This window comes from Streptomyces sp. NBC_00554 (assembly GCF_041431135.1).
Classification (GTDB): Bacteria; Actinomycetota; Actinomycetes; order Streptomycetales; family Streptomycetaceae; genus Streptomyces.
In genome coordinates this window covers 4,954,509-4,974,455 of the sequence record NZ_CP107799.1, presented here as the reverse complement: position 1 = coordinate 4,974,455, position 19,947 = coordinate 4,954,509, and the positions used below count along the sequence as shown (strand labels likewise).

Here is a 19,947-nt window from a genome sequence, read left to right as displayed (position 1 = left end):
CGGCAAGACTCTGGAGGACTTAGAAGGCCGCCTCGTCCAGCTCCATCAGGTCGAGGTCCACGCCCTCGGCGAGCTTGCGCGCGCCCGTGACACCCGGCAGGACGGTGGCGGCGAAGAACTTCGCGGCCGCGATCTTGCCGCTGTAGAAGGGCTTGTCCTTCGCCGAGGCCGTCTCCAGCTTCTCGGCGGCGACCGCGGCACCGCGCAGCAGCAGGTAACCGACGACCACGTCACCGGAGGCCATCAGCAGACGGGTCGTGTTGAGGCCCACCTTGTAGATGTTCTTGACGTCCTGCTCGGTCGCCGCGAGGTCGGTCAGCATCAGGCCGACGATGGCCTCCAGCTCGACGGCGGCCTTGGCGAGCTGCTCGCGGGCCGCGGAGAGCTCCTCGCCGCCCGTGCCGAGGGCGAGGAACTTCTTGATGTCCTCGGCGAGGGAGTTCAGCGCCGCGCCCTGGTTGCGGACGATCTTCCGGAAGAAGAAGTCCTGGCCCTGGATCGCGGTCGTTCCCTCGTACAGGGTGTCGATCTTGGCGTCGCGGATGTACTGCTCGATCGGGTACTCCTGGAGGAACCCGGAGCCGCCGAAGGTCTGCAGGGACTGCGCGAGCTGCTCGTAGCCCTTCTCGGAGCCGTACCCCTTCACGATCGGCAGGAGCAGGTCGTTGAGGGCGTGCAGCTGCGAGGTGTCCTCGCCCGCCGCCGTCTGGACCGCGATCTCGTCCTGGACGGCCGCGGTGTGCAGCACCAGGGCGCGCATGCCCTCGGCGTACGCCTTCTGCGTGATGAGGGCGCGGCGCACGTCCGGGTGGTGCGTGATGGTGACCTTGGGCGCGGCCTTGTCCATGAAGTTCGCGAGGTCGGGACCCTGGACGCGCTCCTTGGCGTACTCGAGGGCGTTCAGGTAACCCGTCGACAGCGTCGAGATCGCCTTCGTACCGACCATCATGCGAGCGAACTCGATGATCCGGAACATCTGGCGGATGCCGTCGTGCTTGTCGCCGATCAGCCAGCCCTTGGCGGGGTGCCGGTCGCCGAAGGTCATCTCGCAGGTGTTGGAGGCCTTGAGGCCCATCTTGTGCTCGACGTTCGTGGCGTAGGCGCCGTTGCGCTCGCCCAGCTCGCCGGTCTCGAAGTCGAACAGGTACTTCGGGACCATGAAGAGGGAGAGCCCCTTGGTGCCGGGACCGGAGCCCTCGGGACGGGCCAGCACGTAGTGAAGGATGTTCTCCTCCATGTCGTGCTCACCGGAGGTGATGAACCGCTTCACACCCTCGATGTGCCAGGAGCCGTCCTCCTGCTCGATCGCCTTGGTACGGCCGGCGCCCACGTCGGAGCCCGCGTCGGGCTCGGTGAGGACCATGGTCGAACCCCAGGTGCGGTCCACCGCGATCTGGGCGATCTTCTTCTGTACGTCATTGCCCTCGTCGAAGAGGATCCCCGCGAAGGCCGGGCCCGACGAGTACATCCAGACAGCCGGGTTCGCGCCCAGGATCAGTTCCGCGAACCCCCAGATCAGGGACGCGGGGGCGGTCGTACCGCCGATCTCCTCGGGCAGGCCCAGACGCCAGTACTCGGAGTCCATGAAGGCTTTGTACGATTTTTTGAAGGACGCCGGTACGGGAGCGGTGTTGGTCTCCGGGTCGAAGACCGGCGGGTTGCGGTCGGCGTCCGCGAAGGACTCGGCGAGCTCGTTCTCCGAGAGCCTGGTCAGCTCCCCGAGGATGCTCTTGGCGGTATCGACGTCCATCTCCGCGAACGGGCCGGTGCCGTACACCTTGTCGCGCCCGAGCACCTCGAAGAGGTTGAACTCGATGTCGCGGAGATTCGACTTGTAGTGCCCCATGGCGACGGCTCCGTAAGGGATCGGGGAGGCCGAAGCACTTCGGAGAACTCGCAGCCTCGTTTCACGTACCAGCAAGTAGCTACGATGATGCTACCCGTCGGTAATAAGACGCAACCCCGAACGGGCATCTGTGACGAGTCCGACCGCGAGCCGCACGACGCGCGGGGTCGTGCGCCGGGCCCTACACCGGAACCGTGAGAGTGGCCGTGTAGCCCTTCTCGACGCTACCCGCCATGGTCGCCAGCTGCTGGTCGTAGCCGTCGCTGAAGATGCCGTCCGTCTCCAGCGAGAGCTGGCTCAGGTTGGACACGCTCTTGCTGTAGCCGTCCGTCGCGTACACCGTGTCGCAGACGTCCTTCGGGAACGCGAGCTGTGAGGTGTTCGTGATGGACGTCGCCGCCGTGGCGTCCGCCAGGCTGCCGTAGACCTCGAAGTGGATGTGCGGCCAGCGACCCGAGTAGCAGGCGGGGAAGATGCTGGTGAAGGTGACCTGGCCCTTGTCGTCCGTCTCCTGGACCCCGCGCAGGTAGTTCTCCTCGGTGACGCCCTCGGAGTACAGGGAGTAGTTCCCCTCCCGGTCGCAGTGCCACAGATAGACGGCCGCGCCCTCCTTGGCCGTGCCGCAGCCGGAGGCGGCGTCGACGACCGTGAGCGTGATCGTCAGGGGCACACCCTCGGCGGTGCCGCCCGCCGAGTCGCCGAAGCTCGCCCTGATGTCGCTCCGCACGACACCGCTCTCCTTCAGGACGTTCACGCCGTTCGAGCCGTCACCGGGGTACGGGCCGGCCGTCTCGTTCGGGATCGTCGCGCACTCGGCGGACGAGGAGGAGGAAGACGAGGACGAGGACGAGCTGCTGGAGGAGGAAGCAGATGAGGTGGAGGTCTCGTCGTCGGCCGAGCAGCCGACCAGCGGTATCAGGCTCGCCCCCGCCATCAGCCGGATCATCCGGCGCCGGGCGAGGACGGGGAGGTCGTAGGAGAGACCCCTGTCGTGCTCGTGGACTTCGTCGTCGTGGTGTCCGTGTCCGTGCATGGCCCTGCCCCCTGTTGCTGGTTGCCCGATCTTTGCCGGTGCGTGGTGCGTTCTTTGATGAGGCAGAAGCTATGAGCGCCCGCTGTGGGAAACCAGGGCGGTGTCTGTGAACTCCCCATGGGTGTGCCGGGTTCCCGGGCGTCCCGTGCGCGCCCTGTACCGGCCGGCCCGGTCGGTCACCCCGTACCGGCACGCCGGGGCGGTCGCCTCGGTACGCTTGCGCGCATGTACGGCTATGACCAGAACGCGGGTGCACAGCAGGGGTACGCCGCGCCCCAGCAGCAGATGCCCGGGCAGATGCCGGGCGGCCAGATGCCCGGTGGGTACGGGCAGCAGCCGCCGCTCTACCCCGAGCCGTCCCCGCCGTCCCTCGCGGACGCGGTCCGCGCGTTCACCACGGGATCGATGGCCGCCGAGGACTTTCAGCAGGTCTTCGCGACCTCGAAGGTCTACTGCCCGCGCGGCGACAACCCCGGATTCCTGGCGCTGCACAACACCCAGCAGCCGGTCATCCCCATGTTCACCTCGCTCAAGGAGCTCCGCCGGTACGCCGGCAAGGAGTCCAAGTACTTCGTGATCACCGGCGCCGAGGTGATCGACCTGCTTCCCACCGGCTACGGCTTCGTGGTCGACATGGAGGGCGAGCACCGCATGGTCTTCGACGCCAAGGCGGTGGAGCAGATGGTGGACTTCGCGATGCGCCGTATGTACGGCTGAGGCTCACCTGCGCCTGTACTCATCCCGGACGCCCGGAGGGAATGCCCTCCGGGCGTCCGTCGTTACGGGTAGCAGAAAGTTCAACAATCAACTAAACTGAACGCACAAGGAGGTACCGACATGCCTGCAGTGACCGTCGAGAACCCGCTGACCCTGCCCCGCGTAGCCGCGTCCGCCGACGCCGTGGCCCGCCCGGTGCTCACCGTGACGACCGCGCCCAGCGGCTTCGAGGGCGAGGGCTTCCCGGTCCGCCGTGCGTTCGCCGGGATCAACTACCGCCACCTCGACCCGTTCATCATGATGGACCAGATGGGCGAGGTGGAGTATGCGCCCGGGGAGCCGAAGGGCACCCCCTGGCACCCCCACCGCGGCTTCGAGACCGTGACCTACATCCTCGACGGCATCTTCGACCACCAGGACTCCAACGGTGGCGGTGGCACCATCACCAACGGTGACACTCAGTGGATGACCGCGGGCTCGGGCCTCCTGCACATCGAGGCTCCGCCGGAGTCGCTCGTCATGTCGGGCGGTCTCTTCCACGGCCTGCAGCTGTGGGTGAACCTGCCTGCCAAGGACAAGATGATGGCCCCGCGCTACCAGGACATCCGTGGTGGCCAGGTGCAGCTGCTGACCACCCCCGACGGCGGCGCGCTGCTTCGCGTCATCGCCGGTGAGCTCGACGGCCACCAGGGCCCGGGCGTCACGCACACGCCGATCACGATGGTCCACGCGACCGTCGCGCCCGGCGCCGAGGTCACGCTGCCGTGGCGCGAGGACTTCAACGGTCTCGCGTACGTGCTGGCCGGCCGCGGGTCCGTCGGTGCGGACCGCCGTCCGGTGCACCTCGGACAGACGGCCGTCTTCGGCGCGGGTTCCTCGCTGACCGTCCGCGCGGACGAGCAGCAGGACGCCAACACCCCGGACATGGAGGTCGTGATCCTCGGCGGCCAGCCCATCCGCGAGCCGATGGCCCACTACGGCCCCTTCGTCATGAACACCCGCGAGGAACTCCAGCAGGCGTTCGAGGACTTCCAGAAGGGCCGCCTGGGCACGGTTCCGGCGGTACACGGCATGACCGAGGGCGGGCTGTAACCACTCCCGGTCCGGTACGGCACGACTCCGGTACGGCACGACAAAGGCCCGAAGCCGCGACTACACGTCGCGGCTTCGGGCCTTTTTCGCATTGCCGGTTGACGCTACTTGCGCCCCCGGAGCCGCACCCGCGCCGGCCCCGTCGCCTGGAGGGTGATTCCGGCGGCGAGGGGGACCTCGGTGTCCACCGCCTCCAGCTCGTACGACCGTAGAAGCACGGCCAGGGCCAGGACGGACTCCAGCATCGAGAAGTGCTGGCCGATGCAGGCGCGGGGGCCGCCGCCGAAGGGGAACCAGGCGTAGCGGTGTCGGGAGGCTTCCTGTCCGGGGGTGAAGCGGCCGGGGTCGAAGTGGTCCGGGTCGGGCCAGAGGCCGGGGTGGCGGTGGGTGACCCAGGGGGCGATCAGGACGTCGGCACCGGCGGGGATGAGGTGGCCGTCGATCTCGGCGGCCTCGACGGAGCGGCGGCCGATGACCGGAGCGGCCGGGAACAGGCGCATGGCCTCCTTCAACACCGCTGTCAGGTACGGGAGTCGGTCGAGGTCGGTGGCCGTGAGGGGGCGGTCCGGCGGCAGGGCGTCGGCCTCCTGGCGGGCCTTTGCCTGTTCCTCGGGGTGCAGGGCGAGGAGGTGGAGGGCGAAGGCCATGGAGGTGGCGGTCGTCTCGTGGCCCGCCAGCAGGAAGATCAGGACCTGGTCACGGATCTCGGCGGGGTCCAGGGTGCCGTCCTGCTCGCTGCCCGCCCTGGAGAGGAGGGAGAGGAGGTCGTCGCCGTCGTCCTCGCCCTTGGCGCGGCGCTCGGCGATGATCCGGTCGCAGACCGCGTACACCTCGCCCGTCGCGGCCCCGGCCCGCCGGTTGGCCGGGGTGGGCCAGTTGCGCGGCGGGTTGGCGGGTGAAAAGCCGCGCTGTGTCACGTAGTTGTTGATGACGGGGAAGTTGCGGTCGATGACGTCGACGGCGGCCTCGACGTCGGCGCCGAAGAGGATGCGCGAGACGGTGCGCAGCGCGAGGTGGTTCATCTCCTGTACGACGTCCACCTCGGCGGTGTCGCGCCAGCTCTCGGCGGTGGCGGTGGCCTCCAGGGTCACCGCGTTGGCGTAGCCGTCCACTCTGCGCTTGGTGAACATCGGCTGGATCAGGCGGCGTTGGCGCAGGTAGTCGGCGTCCTGGCTGGTGAGCAGGCCGTTGCCGGCGGAGAGCCGCAGCTCCTCGTAGAACTGGTTGTCCTTGCGGAAGTTGGCCGCCTGCGAGGCCAGGATCTGCTGTGCGCCTTCCGCGGAGAAGACGCAGTGCAGCACGGTACGGAGTCCGGGCGGGCCGGCGGAGACGCGGACGACGTCGCCGTACTCCTGCCGTATGCGGAGGAAGGTTCCCAGCGTGTCGCGCCGCAGATCGAGTATGGAGCCCAGTACGGGAAGGCCCTTGGGGCCAGGTATCTCGGTGATGACCGCCATGGCCCCCATCATCCCGCAGCCCAGGCGAATTCACCGTTCCCCCTTTCGGACCTCCCCATGTGACGCCCCGCCTGACGCATGATCAGCTGGGGCGCGTGCAGCTACTTCCCGAAGGTGCCCGGCGGCTGGCCGGCTGGTGTGCCGTCATTCTGCTGGCCGCCGCCGTCGGCTGGGTCGGGATCGAGCTGTGCTCCCAGGTCAGGACGGCGGTCGTGCCGGTGCTGCTCGCGCTGCTCGGTACGGCGTTGCTGGGGCCGCTGTTCCAGCGGCTGGTGAAGGCCGGGGTGAACCGGTCGGTCGCGGCCGGGCTGACCTGTGTCGCGGTGGTGGCGGTGGTCGGCGGGACCGTGTACATCGTCGTCGCCGCGCTCGTCGGCACCGGTGACGAGATCGTGGCCTCGCTCAAGCAGGCCTCCGAGTCGGTCGCCGAGCACTTCGGCGCGGCGGGCACCTCGCTCGACGACATCGCGACCAACTCCAAGGACCTGCTCGCCAAGTTCGGCGGTACGGCGGCCTCAGGGGTCATCAGCGGGATCAGCGTCGTCGGCGAGGTGATCGCCATGGCCGTGCTCGCCCTGCTGCTCGTCTTCTTCTTCCTCCGGGACTCCCACCGGGCCACGGGAGCCCTCCGGTCGCTCGCCCCGCGCGGCACCGCCGACACGGTCGAGGCCATGGCCCGCCGTGCCTTCGAGGCCGTCGAAGGCTTCATGCGCGGGACGACGATCATCGCGCTCATCGACGCCACGTGCATCACCGTCGGGCTGCTGATCCTCGATGTTCCGGGCGCGGTGGGCCTGGGAGCGCTGGTCTTCGTGGGGGCGTACATCCCGTATCTCGGCGCGTTCCTCTCCGGAGCGGTGGCCGTGCTGGTCGCCCTCGCGGACCGTGGGGCCGTCATCGCGACGTGGGCGCTCGGAGTCGTCGTCGCAGTGCAGGTGCTCGACGGGCATGTGCTGCAGCCGATGGTGCAGAGCAGGACCGTGCAGATGCATCCGGCGGTGGTGATGCTGGCGATCACCGCGGGGGCGTCCGTCGCGGGGGTTCTGGGCATGCTGCTGGCCGTACCGCTGACGGCCGCCGTGTTCGGGGTGCTCTCCGAACTTCGTACGCGCTACTCCCCGGACTCCGCTGTCGAATCCTCTGCAGACGGCTCGTAGAACTCGAACCAGATGCTCTTCCCCTCCCCCCGCGGGTCCACCCCCCACAGGTCCGCGAGGAGTTCCACGAGCACCAGTCCACGTCCGGAGGACGCCAGTTCGCCGGGGTGTCTCTTGTGCGGCAGGTCGTCGCTGGCGTCGGTGACCTCCACCCGCATCCGGCGCTTGCCGCTGTCGCCGGCCACCTCGGCGACGAGGAGGGCGTCGGCGTCCGTGTGCACGAGGACGTTCGTCATCATCTCGGAGACGAGGAGGACGGCGGAGTCGAGCTGGTCCTCGGAGGCCCAGTCGTGGAGGAGTTCCCGCACCTGCTGGCGGGCGGCCGCGATGCCCTCGGGCTCTGCCTGCGCCACGGTCAGCACGGTGCGGCGCGCGAGGGGCCGTACGTCCGTGACCGTGTCGCCGCAGCCGCACCCCGGCCCCAGCCGGCACAGCAGCAGCACCGCTATGTCGTCCTCACGCCGGTCCACCAGCGGGCCGGGGGTGTGGTGCGAGGAGGGCCCGTGCACGGCCTGGACCAGGGCGTCCGCGAGGGACTCCATGTCGCCGTTGTGGGATTCGAGGGTCCGGCGGATACGCCGCCAGCCGGTGTCGAGGTCGTGGCCGCCGGTCTCGATCAGCCCGTCGGTGCAGATCAGCATGGTCTCGCCGGGCTCCAGTACGAGCCGGGTCGTCGGATAGTCGGCGTCCGGGTCGATGCCGAGCGGCAGTCCGCCCGCGACCGGGCGGGTCAGCACGGTCCCGTCCGCCATGCGTATCGCGGGGTCCGGGTGCCCGGCGCGGGCGATGTCCAGCGTCCCGGTCGCCGGGTCGACCTCCACGTAGAGGCAGGTCGCGAAGCGCATGTCCCCGGCGTCGCCCTCGCTGTCACTGCTGCCGCTGGAGCCGTACGTCACCGAGTCCGTGACCCCGTACAGGAAGCGCGAGGCCCGTGAGAGCACCGCGTCCGGGCGGTGGCCCTCGGCGGCGTACGCGCGCAGGGCGATCCGGAGCTGGCCCATCAGGCCGGCCGCGCGGACGTCATGGCCCTGGACGTCGCCGATGACGAGGGCGAAGCGGCCGGTCGGGAGCGGGATCATGTCGTACCAGTCGCCGCCGACCTGGAGCCCGCCGCCGGTGGGGACGTAGCGCGCGGCGACGGTCATGCCCGGCATCTGGGGGCCCAGCGTGGGCATCATCGAGCGCTGGAGGCCGTCGGTCAGCTCCCGCTGGGTCTCGGCGGCGCCGGCGCGGGAGAGCGCCTGGGCGAGCATGCGGGCCACGGTCGTCAGGACCGCCCGTTCGTCGGGCGTGAAGGTGACGGGGTACGCGAAGGCCGCCATCCACGCGCCCATCGTGCTGCCCGCGACGGTGAGCGGCAGGAACGCCCACGACTGCCGGCCGAAGTGCTGGGCCAGCGGCCAGGAGACGGGATAGCGCTCCTTGTACTCCTCCGGGGATGAGATGTAGACGGCGCGGCCGGTTCGTACGACTTCCGCGGCCGGATAGTCCGTGGCCAGCGACATGTGGGAGAAGGGTCCCTCGTCCCCCGGCTGGTGCCCGTGGTGCCCGATGACCGTCAGCCGGTCGCCCTCGGCGCCGAAGACCGCGAGCCCGTCGGGCGAGAACCCCGGCATCGACAGGCCCGCCGCGACCCGCAGCACCTCCGCCGTGGACCGCGCCTCGGCCAGCGCACGCCCCGCGTCCAGCAGGAACGCCTCGCGCGAGCGCCGCCAGTCACCCGTGATCGGTGTGCGCGCGACGGTGGCCGGCGTGGGTTCGGTGACCTCCTGAAGGGTGCCGATCAGCTCGAACTCCCCGCTCTTCGGGTCGACGACCGGCTTGGAGCGGCTGCGCACGGTACGGATCACCCGGCCCTGCACGTCCATGACCCGCATCCGGACCTCGGCGAGGGTGTCCTCGACCAGGGCGAGCTGGACGACTCCGTAGACCTCGTTCCAGTCGACGGGGTGGAAGCGGGAGCGCGCACCGGCTTCCGTGAGCGTCACCTGCTCCGCGGGCAGCCCGATGAGCCGGGCGGCCTCGGCGTCGAACGTGACCTGCCCCTCGGCGTTGTCCCAGCGCCACAGGCCGGTCGCGAGGGCGGCCAGGACGTCCCCCACGGCGGGCAGGGGCTCACCAGTGCGCATTGACCCACTGTAGGGAGAGGTGATCCATGCCTGCCACCCAGGACCTGTCCGGCCGACCACGGCGGAGACGCGGGGTGTGGTGCGCACATCTGCCGCGTTGTCGTCGGTCACCGACTCCCCCACTCTCGGCTTCGCTCGAGCGGGGGGACCCCCATCGCGTCGACTCCCTCCTCCGCCTTGCAGCTGCACGCACCACACCCCGCTCACCGGCACCACCAGGGCACCGCTGCTTTCCTCCACCGTGATCGGCCGGACAGATCCTGACCATGGCGGGGCTGCCTCCACCTGGACCCCGGCGGGGTTATCGGGCGGAGTGATCTTGGCGTGGCCGGTACCCTTGTGGGGTCCGGGCCCCGGCCCGGCTGTTTCACGTGAAACAGACCCCGATCCGCGAAGACTGGATGACACGACGATGCATCGGTACAGGTCCCACACCTGCGGCGAGCTCCGCTCCTCTGACGTCGGCAGCGACGTCCGGCTGAGTGGCTGGCTGCACAATCGGCGCGACCTGGGCGGCATCCTCTTCATCGATCTGCGCGATCACTACGGCATCACGCAGCTCGTCGCCCGCCCCGGCACGCCCGCCTACGAGGCCCTCGACAAGATCTCCAAGGAGTCGACGGTCCGCGTCGACGGCAAGGCCGTCTCTCGCGGCACGGAGAACGTGAACCCGGATCTGCCGACCGGCGAGATCGAGGTCGAGGTGAGCGAGGTCGAGCTGCTCGGCGCCGCCGCCCCGCTCCCGTTCACGATCAACGCCGAGGACGGGGTCAACGAGGAGCGGCGCCTCGAGTACCGCTTCCTGGACCTGCGCCGTGAGCGCATGCACCGCAACATCCTGCTGCGTACGGCCGTGATCTCCGCGATCCGTCACAAGATGACGGCGCTGGGCTTCAACGAGATGGCGACGCCGATCCTGTCCGCGACCTCCCCCGAGGGCGCGCGTGACTTCGTTGTCCCGTCCCGTTTGAACCCGGGCAAGTTCTACGCGCTCCCGCAGGCGCCGCAGCAGTTCAAGCAGCTGCTGATGATCTCCGGCTTCGACCGCTACTTCCAGATCGCGCCCTGCTTCCGCGACGAGGACGCGCGTGCGGACCGTTCGCCGGGCGAGTTCTACCAGCTCGACGTGGAGATGTCCTTCGTCGAGCAGGAGGACGTCTTCCAGCCGATCGAGAAGCTCATGACGGAGCTCTTCGAGGAGTTCGGCGGCGGCCGCCATGTCACCTCCCCCTTCCCGCGCATCCCGTTCCGCGAGTCGATGCTGAAGTACGGCTCCGACAAGCCGGACCTGCGGGCCCAGCTGGAGCTGGTGGACATCACCGATGTGTTCGCGGGCTCGGAGTTCAAGGCCTTCGCCGGCAAGCACGTGCGCGCGCTGCCGGTGCCGGATGTCGCCGGCCAGTCGAGGAAGTTCTTCGACGGCCTCGGTGACTACGCGGTCGAGCAGGGTGCGAAGGGCCTGGCCTGGGTGCGGGTGACCGAGGACGGCTCGCTGACCGGCCCGATCGCGAAGTTCCTGACCGAGGAGAACGTCGCCGAGCTGACCAAGCGCCTGTCGCTGGCCGCCGGCCACGCGGTCTTCTTCGGCGCCGGCGAGTTCGACGAGGTCTCGAAGATCATGGGCGCGGTGCGGGTCGAGGCCGCCAAGCGCGCGGGCCACTTCGAGGAGGGCGTCTTCCGGTTCTGCTGGATCGTCGACTTCCCGATGTACGAGAAGGACGAGGAGACCGGCAAGCTGGACTTCTCGCACAACCCCTTCTCGATGCCGCAGGGCGGTCTGGAGGCCCTGGAGACCCAGGACCCGCTGGACATCCTGGGCTGGCAGTACGACATCGTCTGCAACGGCGTCGAGCTGTCCTCCGGCGCGATCCGGAACCACGAGCCCGACATCATGCTCAAGGCCTTCGAGCTCGCGGGCTACGACCGTGACACCGTCGAGGAGCAGTTCGCCGGCATGCTCCGTGCGTTCCGCTTCGGCGCCCCGCCGCACGGCGGCATCGCGCCCGGCGTCGACCGCATCGTCATGCTTCTCGCCGACGAGCCGAACATCCGCGAGACGATCGCGTTCCCGCTCAACGGCAACGCGCAGGACCTGATGATGGGCGCGCCGACGGAGCTGGACGAGACCCGCCTGCGTGAGCTGCACATTTCGGTGCGGAAGCCGCAGCCGAAGTAGACCCTCGGCCGCGTCCCGGCACGTTTGAATGGCTCGGAATCGGTGTCGATTCCGAGCCATTCTTATGTGGTGCTCAGGAAACCCCGTGAATCACAGCCTTTTGACAGGTTCACTTCATAATCTTCACGGCCATGACTGAGACCCCCCAACACCCCCAACAGACAGCAGCAGAACGGGAATTGACGCGCCGTCGGGTCGTCGTCGCCGGCGGTGCGACGGTCGCGGCCGCGGGTCTGGCGGCCGGCCTGGGCGCGAACGCCTTCGCGGGCGACTCGACCGCCGCCCGTCCCCTGCCCAAGGACTCCGCCGACCCGTCCGGCACCCCGGAGGCCTGCTACCTCCTGACCACGGAGACCACCGAGGGCCCGTACTACATCGACGCGGACAAGCTCCGCCGGGACGTCACCGAGGACGAGGAGGGCATCCCCCTCACCCTCCGGCTCAAGGTGATCGACGCCGAGACCTGCAGACCGGTACGGAACGCCGCCGTCGACATCTGGCACTGCTCGGCGCTGGGCATCTACTCGGGCTACGAGGACATGGGCAACGGCGGTGGCGGTGGCGGCGGCACCCCGCCCACCGACGCTCCCACCGGCCCGCCCCCGACGGGCGGTCCCGGCGGTCCGGGCGGCCACCAGGAGCCGACCGACGACGAGCGCTATCTGCGCGGCACCTGGCGGACGGACCGGCACGGGTTCGTCACCTTCAGGACGGTCTTCCCGGGCTGGTACCGGGGCCGCTGCGTGCACATCCATGTGAAGGTCCACGTGGACGGCACCTGGACGGACGCGGGGTACGAGGGCGGCCACACCTGCCACACGGGCCAGCTGTTCTTCGACGAGGAGTCGGTCCTGGCCTCCGCCGAGGTCGAGCCGTACTCGACGAACACCGCCACCCGCACGACCCTCGACGAGGACACGATCTACCCGGACAACGGCGCCGAGGGCGGCCTGCTCCACCTCAAGTACGACAAACGGCGCATCGCCCGGGGGGTTCACGCCCACTTGACGATGGGGGTGGCTCCGGAGGAGACGCACGACAGCGCGGAGTAAGGGCAAGAAGTGGAGCGAATTAAGTAAGGGAAGCCTTGCCTAATTCCATTATCAGAAGGGGCGCGAAAGTGCCGTACATTTCGGGCCCCTTCAGCTCTCTCATGGAAAGCCACAGTGATTTCCCACGGTATTGACAGGCGTCTTACCTAGCGTCCGGGCCATGACTGAGACCCAGGGACCGGCACACAAACGGAATATGACGCGACGCAAGGTCGTCGTGGCGGGTGGCGCGGCGGTGGCCGCGGTGGGCGTGGGCGGCGGGATCGCCGCGACAGCGAACGCGGGCCAGGTGAAGAGTGCGACTCCGAGCGCCTCCTCCAGCTCCGCGGAGGCGTGTTACACGCTCACCTCGGAGACCACCGAGGGCCCGTACTACATCGACGCGGACAAGATCAGGCGGGACATCACCGAGGACCAGGAGGGCATTCCGATGACCCTCAAGCTCAAGGTGATCGACGCTGACACCTGTAAGCCCGTGAAGAACGCGGCGGTCGACATCTGGCACTGCACGGCGATGGGCGTGTACTCCGGCTACGAGGCGATGAGCAGCGGTGGCGGCGGTGGCGGCGCACCGACGGACGCGCCTTCCGGTACCCCGACGGACGGGGCTTCCGGCACTCCGACCGGTGAGCCCCCGTCCGGCGCGCCCTCCGGCGGCACGGGCGGCGGCCACTCCGAGCCCACCGACGACGAGCGCTACCTGCGCGGCACCTGGAAGACCGACAAGCACGGATTCGTCACCTTCAAGACGGTCTTCCCGGGCTGGTACCAGGGCCGCTGCGTCCACATCCACGTGAAGGTCCACGTGGACGGCACCTGGACCGACGCGGGCTACGAGGGCGGCCACACCTGCCACACCGGCCAGCTCTTCTTCTCCGAGGAGTCCGTCCTGGCCTCGGCGGAGGTGTCCCCGTACTCCACCAACACCACCACCCGCACCACGCTCGACGAGGACACGATCTACCCGGACAACGGCACCGAGGGCGGGCTGCTGAAGCTCAAGTACAAGAAGAACGACATAGCCAAGGGCGTCATCGCCTCACTGACGATGGGCGTCGCCCCTGACGAGACCCACGACAGCACGGACACGGTGCCGAGCACGACGGCTTCGGCGTCGGCCAGCTGACTCGTGTAGGTACGTGAAGGGTCCGGAACTCCACTGGTTCCGGGCCCTTTGGGCTGCCGTGTCGAGTCGGTCCGGGTGGCCGGAGGAACGTTCACGCCGCCGAAGTCAGTTCGCACCAGATGTACTTGCCGGTGCCGGCGATGTTCCAGGTGTCCCGCTGCTGGACCCATCCCCAGGTGTCCGCGCAGCTGTGGACGAGGGCGAGGCCGCGGCCCGTTTCGGCGTCCGGGGCGGTGTGTCGGGAGAGGCGCGGCGGGGTGGGGTCCGCGTCCCAGATGCCGATCCGCAGGGTGCCGCCCTCCGCGCGCAGCCGTATGGCGGCGGGGCCCTTCGTGTGCTGTACGGCGTTGGTGACCAGCTCGGTCGCCACCAGTTCGGCGGCTGCCGTGAGGTGGGGGAGGCCGTGGGCGGCGAGGATCAGACGGAGGGTGCGGCGGCAGATGGTGACGGCTCGGGGGTCGTTGGGGATGTAGAGGGTGTACTCCCAGGGGGTCGGGGAGGGTGCTGCGGCTGGGGTTTCGGGCATGCGGAACTCCGGTTCGTGGTCAGTGAGTTGGAGTACGCGGCGGTCGTTCGGGCGGTGGCAGTGTCGCCGTCGTCATGGCGTGACGGGGCGGTGCGCTTCCGGTGGTCCCGGGTTCGCAGCGTGTGCGTCGCGTCACTGACGGTAGGGCATTAATTTCTGCCTCGGCAAGCCGCTCGCGTAATCTGACCCCGGATGAGGGATGCCAACATGGCTGCACGCACGGCCTGTTGAGAGGAAGAGATACGCATGCCACCGAGGAGTCAGCCGACCGCGCGCCAGGTCCGCCTCGGCACCGAGTTGCGTCGACTGCGGGACGCCGCCGGCATGACGGCCAGGGAGGTGGCCGGCTTCCTGGGATCGACCTCGGCCCAGATGAGCCAGATGGAGGCGGGGATCGCGGGGGTCAGCGAGGAGCGGGTACGCAGGCTCGCGGCTCACTACTCCTGTGCGGACGAAGCGTTGGTCGACGCGCTGGTCGCAATGGCGATGGAGCGTACGCGCGGGTGGTGGGAGCAGTACCGGAGTGTGCTGCCGCCCGTGTTCCTGGACCTCGCGGAGTTGGAGCATCACGCGACGTTCATCGAGGAGATTTCGACCGCGCACGTCCCGGGGCTGCTCCAGACCGAGGACTACGCGCGCGCCGTCATCGAGTACTGGCGTCCGGAGCTTCCGGAGAGCGAGTTGGCGCCGCGAGTTGAGCACCGTATGCGGCGCAAGGTGGTCCTCGCGGCGACCCCGTACACGGTCGTGCTGCATGAGCCCGTGCTGCGTACGAGGGTTGCCGACCGTCGCGCGGCGCGAGGCCAACTCACCGCGATCCTGGAGCAGTCGGAGTCTCCCAGCGTCACTGTGCGGGTGATTCCCTTCGACGTGGACGGCTTTGCGGGGGCCAGTGCGGAGCTGTTGTACGCGGGCGGCAGGGTTCCCGCACTGGACACCGCACAGCGAGACACCCCAGAGGGCTCGGCGTTCATGGACGCGGCGGCACGACTGCGTTCCATGCGAACGCTCTTTCGTAGGGTGGAGGCAGTGTCCCTTGAACCCACCCGTTCGCGGGACTACATCCACCGTCTGGCGAAGGAGCTGTAGGACGTGACTCAGTGGCAGAAGTCGACCTTCTCCAGCGGCACCGATGGAAGTAACTGCGTGGAACTCGCCGCAAAGGACGGGAAGTTGCTGCTCCGGGAAAGCGACGACCCCGACCGAATACTCCCCCTCAGCCGCACCGGCGTGACCGCCCTCCTCCGGCACCTCGACGCCGACCCCTGCTAGTTCCGCAGAGCCTTCAGGGTGGTGGCGAGATCGGCCCGACTGGGCTGGTTGTGGGGGAGTTTGGCGAGCGCGGCGGCCATGCCGCACGTGTTCGTGGTGGCGGAGAAGACCAGGCCGGCGCCGATGGCGGCGGAGAGCCAGCGGGCGGGGCGGTAGTGGGTGCCGGCGGCGAGGCCGAGGACCACGAGGGAGCCGGCGGCCAGGCGGACCTGGCGCTCCATGGGCCAGACGGCGCGCGTGCCCTCGGGGCGGTGGAGGGCATGGCCCTGCTGCGCCCAGGCGGTCGTGCCGCCGGTGAGCGTGGCGGCGGGGATGTCCGCTTCGGCGAGTTCCCGGCAGGCGGTGGCGGAGCGGTTGCCGGAGGCGCAGACGATGAGGAGGTCGCCGCGGGCGGCTGCGTCCTTGAGGGCGGGCAGCGCGGCAGGCAGGTGGTCGAGGGGGATGTTGTGGGCGCCGGGGACGTGGCCTCCGGCGTATTCGCCGGGGGTGCGCACGTCGATGACGGTGTACTGGGCCAGGCGGGCGACGGCCTGGGCGGGGAGCAGGGCGGTCGGAGTGGTCATGCCGGGTTGTCCTTTCAGGCTTCCGGGGACGGATGCCCGAACCCGGTAGGATACCCATAGGGGTATCTGTGGAGGTGGAAGCGTGGAGCTTCAGATGGCGGCCGATGAGTTGAAGTCGGTCTTGAACCGGCTGCGGCGGGCCCAGGGGCAGATCGCCGGGATCATCAAGATGATCGAGGACGGCCGCGACTGCGAGGACGTGATCACGCAGCTCGCCGCGGTCTCCCGCGCCCTGGACCGTGCGGGGTTCGCGATCATCGCGACCGGACTCCAGCACTGCATGGCCGACGGCGGGCAGGAGGCCGGTGACCGGGACCAGATGCGGGCCCGGCTGGAGAAGCTGTTCCTCTCCCTGGCCTGAACGACGCCGGTCGTACGGAGACCGGCGTACGGCGCCTTCCCTGCGAACCGGCCTGAACGGCGCCGGTCATACGAAGAAGACGTCGATGAGCATGAACGCGGCCACCGCCAGCAACACGGCCGCGAACAGGCGTTGCAGCAGCGGTCCGGAGACCTTGGCCGCGAGGCGTTTGCCGTCCCAGGCGCCCAGGATCGCCGCGCCGGTGAACGGCGCCATGACCGCCCAGTCGATGCCGGCCGCGCCGCCGGAGCGGCTCAGCAGGGAAGCCAGCGAGTTGGTGGTGATGACCAGCAGGCTGGTGCCGATCGCCGCCTGCATCTCGAAAGCCAGGACGGTGACCAGGGCGGGCACGGCGAGGAACCCTCCGCCGACGCCCAGCAGACCGGTCAGCGCACCCAGCCCCGCCCCCGTGCCTGCGGCCTTCACCGGCCGCGCCTGCCGGGTGGCGGTGGCGGTGGCCGATGGTGCGGGGCCCAGCATCCTGATCGCGGCGAGGGCCGCGATACCGGCGAACGCGGCGGTCAGGACGGACTGCGGCAGCCGGGCGGCGACGGCCCCGGCCATCGCCGCGGGGACGATCCCGGCGGCGGCGAACGCGGCCCCGGCCTTCCAGCGGACGTGCCCGGCGACGGCGTGGGCGTAGAGGGCGGTGGCGGAGGTGGCGGTGACGATGATGAGGCTCGCGGTGGTGGCCGCGGCCGGCGAGAAGCCGAGCAGGTAGATCAGGGCGGGCACCGCGAGGACGCTGCCGCCGCCGCCCAGCGCGCCGAGTGCCAGACCGACCACGGCCCCCGCCACGAGGGCCAGGATCAGTACGCTCACGCTGTCGAGCCGCCCTTGCCGCGTTCGTCGACGACCGGCAGGCCCGCCTTCGCCCAAGCGGTCATGCCGCCCCTGACGTCACTTGCGTCGATGCCCTGTGCGGCGAGATGTTTCGCCGCCCGCTGCGAGCGCTGACCGGGGCGGCAGATCGCCACCACGGGTCTGCCGACCGCCTCGGGCGGCAGCGCGGTGCCGGTGAGCAGGAGGGACAGCGGCAGGTGGCAGGCACCGGGCGCGTGCCCGGCCTTCCACTCCGGTATTTCGCGGACGTCCAGCAGCAACGCCTCTCCGTTGTCGGTGCGCTCACGAGCCTGGCCGGGGGTGAGGCGGCGCAGGCCGCGGCGGAAGAGGAACATCGTCGGGATCTCCTTGTGTACGACGGGCTGTAGGGCTGGCTGCACGGCGCGGCCGTAGGACTGGCTGTACGGGGCGGCTGTAGGGCTGGCCGTACGGCGCGGCTGTACGGCGGGCTCAGCCGCCCCCGGTGACGGTCAGCCCGGCCTGTTCGGCCGCGGCGAATCCGTCGTCGACGGCGACCACTTGCCGCCCCGCCGCGTCGAGCAGCGACGCGGCGATCGCCGCGCGCATCCCGCCGGCGCAGTGCACCCACACCGTCCCCGCCGGGACCTCCCCGGCGCGGTCGTGCAGCTCGTGGACGGGGATGTGCACCGACCCCTTCACATGGCCGCCGGCGCGTTCGGAGTTGCGGCGCACGTCCAGCACGACCACCTTCTCGCCGCGTTCCCGGGCCTTCTCAAGAGCGGCGAAGTCGGCGCGCGGGAAGGACCGCAAGGTGTCGCCCGCGCGCAGCCAGGCGCTGGGGTCGCCGGTCGCGGCGGCCGCGGGCCGGTCGATGCCGATCCGGGACAGCTCCCGCTGTGCGTAGGCGAGTTGGGCGGCGTCTTCGGCGAGGAGGGTGACGGGTTTGCCCCACGGGATGAGCCAGGCCAGGTAGGTGGCGAGCTTGCCCTCGGCCTCGAAGTTGAAGGTGCCCGACACGTGCCCTTCGGAGAAGGCGGTGCGGGCGCGCAGGTCGACGACCCATTCCCCGGCGGCGAGGCGCTCGGCGATCTCCCGGCCGTCGGCGGCCTCCGGCGGCGTCAGGTCCACCGGCGCGGGCCCGGCGGCGTTGACCGGGCCCATGTGGGCGTAGTAGGCCGGTACGTCGTCGAGACCGGCCAGCAGCTGTGCCACGAACGTGTCCACGTCCCTGGTCAGCGCGTCATTGGTCCTGTGCTCCTGGCCGATGGTGCCGGCGTCGCCCTCGGCCTGCGAGGAGGAGCAGAAGCTGCCGAACCCGTGTGTGGGCAGCACACGTACGGCGTCGTCGAGCTCCGCGGCCAGCCGGTGTGCGGAGGCGTGCTGGGCGCGGGCCAGCTGTTCGGTCAGCCGCGGCTCGACCAGGTCGGGACGGCCCACGCTGCCGATCAGCAGGGACCCGCCGGTGAACGCCGCGACCTCCTGCCCGTCCTCGACGAGCACGTAGGAGGTGTGGTGCGGGGTGTGCCCCGGGGTGGCCAGCGCTCGCAGGGTCAGTCCGGCATCGACGGTGACGGTCTCGCCGTCGGCGATGGGCGTGCGGGCGAAGGACACGCGGGCGGCGGCGGGCACCAGGTAGGTGGCGCCGGTCAGCCGGGCGAGCTCCAGGCCGCCGGAGACGTAGTCGTTGTGTATGTGGGTCTCCGCCACGTAGGCGATCCGCACCCCCCGCGCGGCCGCGGCCGCCACCACCCGCTCCGCATCCCGCGGCGGATCGACGACGACGGCTGTCTCGCGGCCGCCGGCCAGGTAGCTGCGGTTGCCCAGACCCTCGGTCTCCAGGATGTCCACGAAGAACACGGATGGGCCCCTTTCTCGGATCGGTGTACCCCGGGGGGTATCTTGTTTTCACTGTAGCACCCATACCCCGGGGGGTATTTTGGGGACTGTGGATCTCTCCGGACCCGCATCGCCCGTACGCCCTCACCGCCACCCCTCGCACGCCGCGGAGGCCGGGGCCAGACTGGAGAGAGGCGGAGATCGTCGGGACCCCGCCGTGAACCGGCCTGGAGGAGTCATGACGGCGACCACGCGGAATGAGACTCCCGTCGCGATCGAAGGTGGCGGCGTGGAACTGCGCGCGCAGGAGATCGGGGGAGACATGAGTGTCGCCTTCGCGCGGCTTCCCGGGGGTACGGACATGACGCCGGCGGTCAAGGGGCTGCCCGGTGACGCTTGCCAGTGCCCGCACTGGGGCTACCTGCTCAAGGGGCGGCTGCAGATGCGGACCGAGCAGGGGGACGAGGTCTACGAGGCGGGGCAGGCCTTCTACTGGGCGCCGGGGCACGTCCCGGTAGCGCTCGAGGACTGCGAGTACGTGGACTTCTCGCCGACGAAGGAGTTCAACGAGGTCATCGACCACGTCAAGGCGCAGTTGGGGTGACTCCGGCAGCGAGGCGCAGTTGGGGTGACTCCGGCGGCGAGGCGCTGCGCGGCGGACCCTCATAAACGGGCGTAATCGCGCCCGCTTCGTACCCGCTTCATCGTCGAGTTCGCCCGGCTCGCAATCACCGGACCGAAAGCCGAATTCGTCACCCGCGCTGATCGATGCTCGCGCGGTCAGATGTTCGGCTATTCGG

19 protein-coding genes are annotated in these 19,947 nt (G+C 69.8%); 10 read left to right on the top strand and 9 right to left on the bottom strand.

Annotation, left to right across the window (positions count from 1 at the left end):
* Nucleotides 1-19: 19 nt before the first annotated feature.
* Both OG266_RS21755 and OG266_RS21750 read right to left on the bottom strand, forming a co-directional pair.
* The gene (locus OG266_RS21755) at nt 20-1,846 is read right to left on the bottom strand and encodes an acyl-CoA dehydrogenase (RefSeq protein ID WP_266458147.1); all 1,827 of its coding nucleotides are present in this window, start codon (nt 1,844-1,846) and stop codon (nt 20-22) included.
* 181 nt (nt 1,847-2,027) lie between these two features.
* On the bottom strand, nt 2,028-2,879 hold the full coding sequence (locus OG266_RS21750; protein ID WP_371547899.1) for an intradiol ring-cleavage dioxygenase: 852 nt from the start codon (nt 2,877-2,879) through the stop codon (nt 2,028-2,030).
* Nucleotides 2,880-3,104: 225 nt separating this feature from the next.
* On the opposite strand from OG266_RS21750, the gene OG266_RS21745 reads away from it, so the two are divergent.
* Together OG266_RS21745 and OG266_RS21740 are read left to right on the top strand one after the other, a co-directional pair.
* The gene (locus tag OG266_RS21745) at nt 3,105-3,596 is read left to right on the top strand and encodes an SseB family protein (RefSeq protein WP_266458142.1); all 492 of its coding nucleotides are present in this window, start codon (nt 3,105-3,107) and stop codon (nt 3,594-3,596) included.
* 120 nt (nt 3,597-3,716) lie between these two features.
* Nucleotides 3,717-4,688 carry a pirin family protein gene (locus tag OG266_RS21740; RefSeq protein ID WP_266458139.1) on the top strand — a complete coding sequence of 324 codons (972 nt, stop codon included), beginning with the start codon at nt 3,717-3,719 and terminating at the stop codon, nt 4,686-4,688.
* A gap of 104 nt (nt 4,689-4,792) precedes the next feature.
* Here OG266_RS21740 and OG266_RS21735 read toward each other — a convergent pair whose 3' ends face one another.
* On the bottom strand, nt 4,793-6,145 hold the full coding sequence (locus OG266_RS21735; RefSeq protein WP_371547896.1) for a cytochrome P450: 1,353 nt from the start codon (nt 6,143-6,145) through the stop codon (nt 4,793-4,795).
* A gap of 95 nt (nt 6,146-6,240) precedes the next feature.
* Here OG266_RS21735 and OG266_RS21730 point away from each other — a divergent pair, with 95 nt between their 5' ends.
* Nucleotides 6,241-7,302: an AI-2E family transporter gene (locus OG266_RS21730; RefSeq protein ID WP_266458133.1), complete on the top strand. Its 1,062-nt coding sequence runs from the start codon at nt 6,241-6,243 to the stop codon at nt 7,300-7,302.
* Here OG266_RS21730 and OG266_RS21725 read toward each other — a convergent pair.
* Nucleotides 7,257-9,431: a SpoIIE family protein phosphatase gene (locus tag OG266_RS21725; protein WP_371547894.1), complete on the bottom strand. Its 2,175-nt coding sequence runs from the start codon at nt 9,429-9,431 to the stop codon at nt 7,257-7,259. The genes OG266_RS21730 and OG266_RS21725 overlap by 46 nt on opposite strands.
* 412 nt (nt 9,432-9,843) lie before the next feature.
* On the opposite strand from OG266_RS21725, the gene aspS reads away from it, so the two are divergent.
* The 3 genes from aspS (at nt 9,844) to OG266_RS21710 (ending at nt 13,785) form a co-directional block, all read left to right on the top strand.
* On the top strand, nt 9,844-11,607 hold the full coding sequence (gene aspS, locus OG266_RS21720; protein WP_266458126.1) for an aspartate--tRNA ligase: 1,764 nt from the start codon (nt 9,844-9,846) through the stop codon (nt 11,605-11,607).
* 131 nt (nt 11,608-11,738) lie between these two features.
* Nucleotides 11,739-12,659, top strand: a complete 921-nt coding sequence (locus tag OG266_RS21715; protein ID WP_371547891.1) for an intradiol ring-cleavage dioxygenase — start codon at nt 11,739-11,741, stop codon at nt 12,657-12,659.
* A gap of 196 nt (nt 12,660-12,855) precedes the next feature.
* A complete protein-coding gene (locus OG266_RS21710) occupies nt 12,856-13,785 on the top strand; it encodes an intradiol ring-cleavage dioxygenase (RefSeq protein WP_371547889.1) in 930 nt (309 codons plus the stop codon).
* Between the two features lie 91 nt (nt 13,786-13,876).
* Here OG266_RS21710 and OG266_RS21705 read toward each other — a convergent pair whose 3' ends face one another.
* Nucleotides 13,877-14,311, bottom strand: coding sequence for an ATP-binding protein (locus tag OG266_RS21705; protein WP_266458119.1), 435 nt, complete (start codon nt 14,309-14,311; stop codon nt 13,877-13,879).
* Between the two features lie 246 nt (nt 14,312-14,557).
* On the opposite strand from OG266_RS21705, the gene OG266_RS21700 reads away from it, so the two are divergent.
* Both OG266_RS21700 and OG266_RS21695 read left to right on the top strand, forming a co-directional pair.
* Nucleotides 14,558-15,400, top strand: coding sequence for a helix-turn-helix transcriptional regulator (locus OG266_RS21700; RefSeq protein WP_266458116.1), 843 nt, complete (start codon nt 14,558-14,560; stop codon nt 15,398-15,400).
* A 3-nt stretch (nt 15,401-15,403) separates the two neighbouring features.
* Nucleotides 15,404-15,583, top strand: coding sequence for a DUF397 domain-containing protein (locus tag OG266_RS21695; protein WP_266458113.1), 180 nt, complete (start codon nt 15,404-15,406; stop codon nt 15,581-15,583).
* Here OG266_RS21695 and OG266_RS21690 read toward each other — a convergent pair.
* Nucleotides 15,580-16,146 (bottom strand): rhodanese-like domain-containing protein, encoded by a 567-nt coding sequence (locus OG266_RS21690; RefSeq protein WP_371547888.1) that lies wholly within the window; start codon nt 16,144-16,146, stop codon nt 15,580-15,582. The genes OG266_RS21695 and OG266_RS21690 overlap by 4 nt on opposite strands.
* Before the next feature lie 82 nt (nt 16,147-16,228).
* On the opposite strand from OG266_RS21690, the gene OG266_RS21685 reads away from it, so the two are divergent.
* Nucleotides 16,229-16,507 carry a metal-sensitive transcriptional regulator gene (locus OG266_RS21685; protein WP_266458107.1) on the top strand — a complete coding sequence of 93 codons (279 nt, stop codon included), beginning with the start codon at nt 16,229-16,231 and terminating at the stop codon, nt 16,505-16,507.
* A 66-nt stretch (nt 16,508-16,573) separates the two neighbouring features.
* On the opposite strand, the gene OG266_RS21680 is transcribed toward OG266_RS21685, so the two are convergent.
* The 3 genes from OG266_RS21680 to OG266_RS21670 all read right to left on the bottom strand — a co-directional run bounded on the left by OG266_RS21680 (nt 16,574) and on the right by OG266_RS21670 (nt 19,168).
* Nucleotides 16,574-17,329 (bottom strand): sulfite exporter TauE/SafE family protein, encoded by a 756-nt coding sequence (locus OG266_RS21680; RefSeq protein ID WP_371547887.1) that lies wholly within the window; start codon nt 17,327-17,329, stop codon nt 16,574-16,576.
* A complete protein-coding gene (locus tag OG266_RS21675; protein ID WP_371552895.1) occupies nt 17,326-17,685 on the bottom strand; it encodes a rhodanese-like domain-containing protein in 360 nt (119 codons plus the stop codon). The genes OG266_RS21680 and OG266_RS21675 overlap by 4 nt, the downstream gene beginning before the upstream one ends.
* Before the next feature lie 115 nt (nt 17,686-17,800).
* The gene (locus OG266_RS21670; protein ID WP_371547885.1) at nt 17,801-19,168 is read right to left on the bottom strand and encodes a rhodanese-like domain-containing protein; all 1,368 of its coding nucleotides are present in this window, start codon (nt 19,166-19,168) and stop codon (nt 17,801-17,803) included.
* A gap of 217 nt (nt 19,169-19,385) precedes the next feature.
* Here OG266_RS21670 and OG266_RS21665 point away from each other — a divergent pair, with 217 nt between their 5' ends.
* Nucleotides 19,386-19,751 carry a hypothetical protein gene (locus OG266_RS21665; RefSeq protein ID WP_326721870.1) on the top strand — a complete coding sequence of 122 codons (366 nt, stop codon included), beginning with the start codon at nt 19,386-19,388 and terminating at the stop codon, nt 19,749-19,751.
* Nucleotides 19,752-19,947 lie beyond the last annotated feature (196 nt).

Bases quoted from the DNA above. Each gene is read 5' to 3' on its own strand.
- OG266_RS21755 (WP_266458147.1), bottom strand. From the start codon at position 1,846: ATGGGGCACTACAAGTCGAATCTCCGCGACATCGAGTTCAACCTCTTC.
- OG266_RS21750 (WP_371547899.1), bottom strand. From the start codon at position 2,879: ATGCACGGACACGGACACCACGACGACGAAGTCCACGAGCACGACAGG.
- OG266_RS21745 (WP_266458142.1), top strand. From the start codon at position 3,105: ATGTACGGCTATGACCAGAACGCGGGTGCACAGCAGGGGTACGCCGCG.
- OG266_RS21740 (WP_266458139.1), top strand. From the start codon at position 3,717: ATGCCTGCAGTGACCGTCGAGAACCCGCTGACCCTGCCCCGCGTAGCC.
- OG266_RS21735 (WP_371547896.1), bottom strand. From the start codon at position 6,145: ATGGCGGTCATCACCGAGATACCTGGCCCCAAGGGCCTTCCCGTACTG.
- OG266_RS21725 (WP_371547894.1), bottom strand. From the start codon at position 9,431: ATGCGCACTGGTGAGCCCCTGCCCGCCGTGGGGGACGTCCTGGCCGCC.
- aspS (WP_266458126.1), top strand. From the start codon at position 9,844: ATGCATCGGTACAGGTCCCACACCTGCGGCGAGCTCCGCTCCTCTGAC.
- OG266_RS21715 (WP_371547891.1), top strand. From the start codon at position 11,739: ATGACTGAGACCCCCCAACACCCCCAACAGACAGCAGCAGAACGGGAA.
- OG266_RS21710 (WP_371547889.1), top strand. From the start codon at position 12,856: ATGACGCGACGCAAGGTCGTCGTGGCGGGTGGCGCGGCGGTGGCCGCG.
- OG266_RS21705 (WP_266458119.1), bottom strand. From the start codon at position 14,311: ATGCCCGAAACCCCAGCCGCAGCACCCTCCCCGACCCCCTGGGAGTAC.
- OG266_RS21700 (WP_266458116.1), top strand. From the start codon at position 14,558: ATGCCACCGAGGAGTCAGCCGACCGCGCGCCAGGTCCGCCTCGGCACC.
- OG266_RS21690 (WP_371547888.1), bottom strand. From the start codon at position 16,146: ATGACCACTCCGACCGCCCTGCTCCCCGCCCAGGCCGTCGCCCGCCTG.
- OG266_RS21675 (WP_371552895.1), bottom strand. From the start codon at position 17,685: ATGTTCCTCTTCCGCCGCGGCCTGCGCCGCCTCACCCCCGGCCAGGCT.
- OG266_RS21665 (WP_326721870.1), top strand. From the start codon at position 19,386: ATGACGGCGACCACGCGGAATGAGACTCCCGTCGCGATCGAAGGTGGC.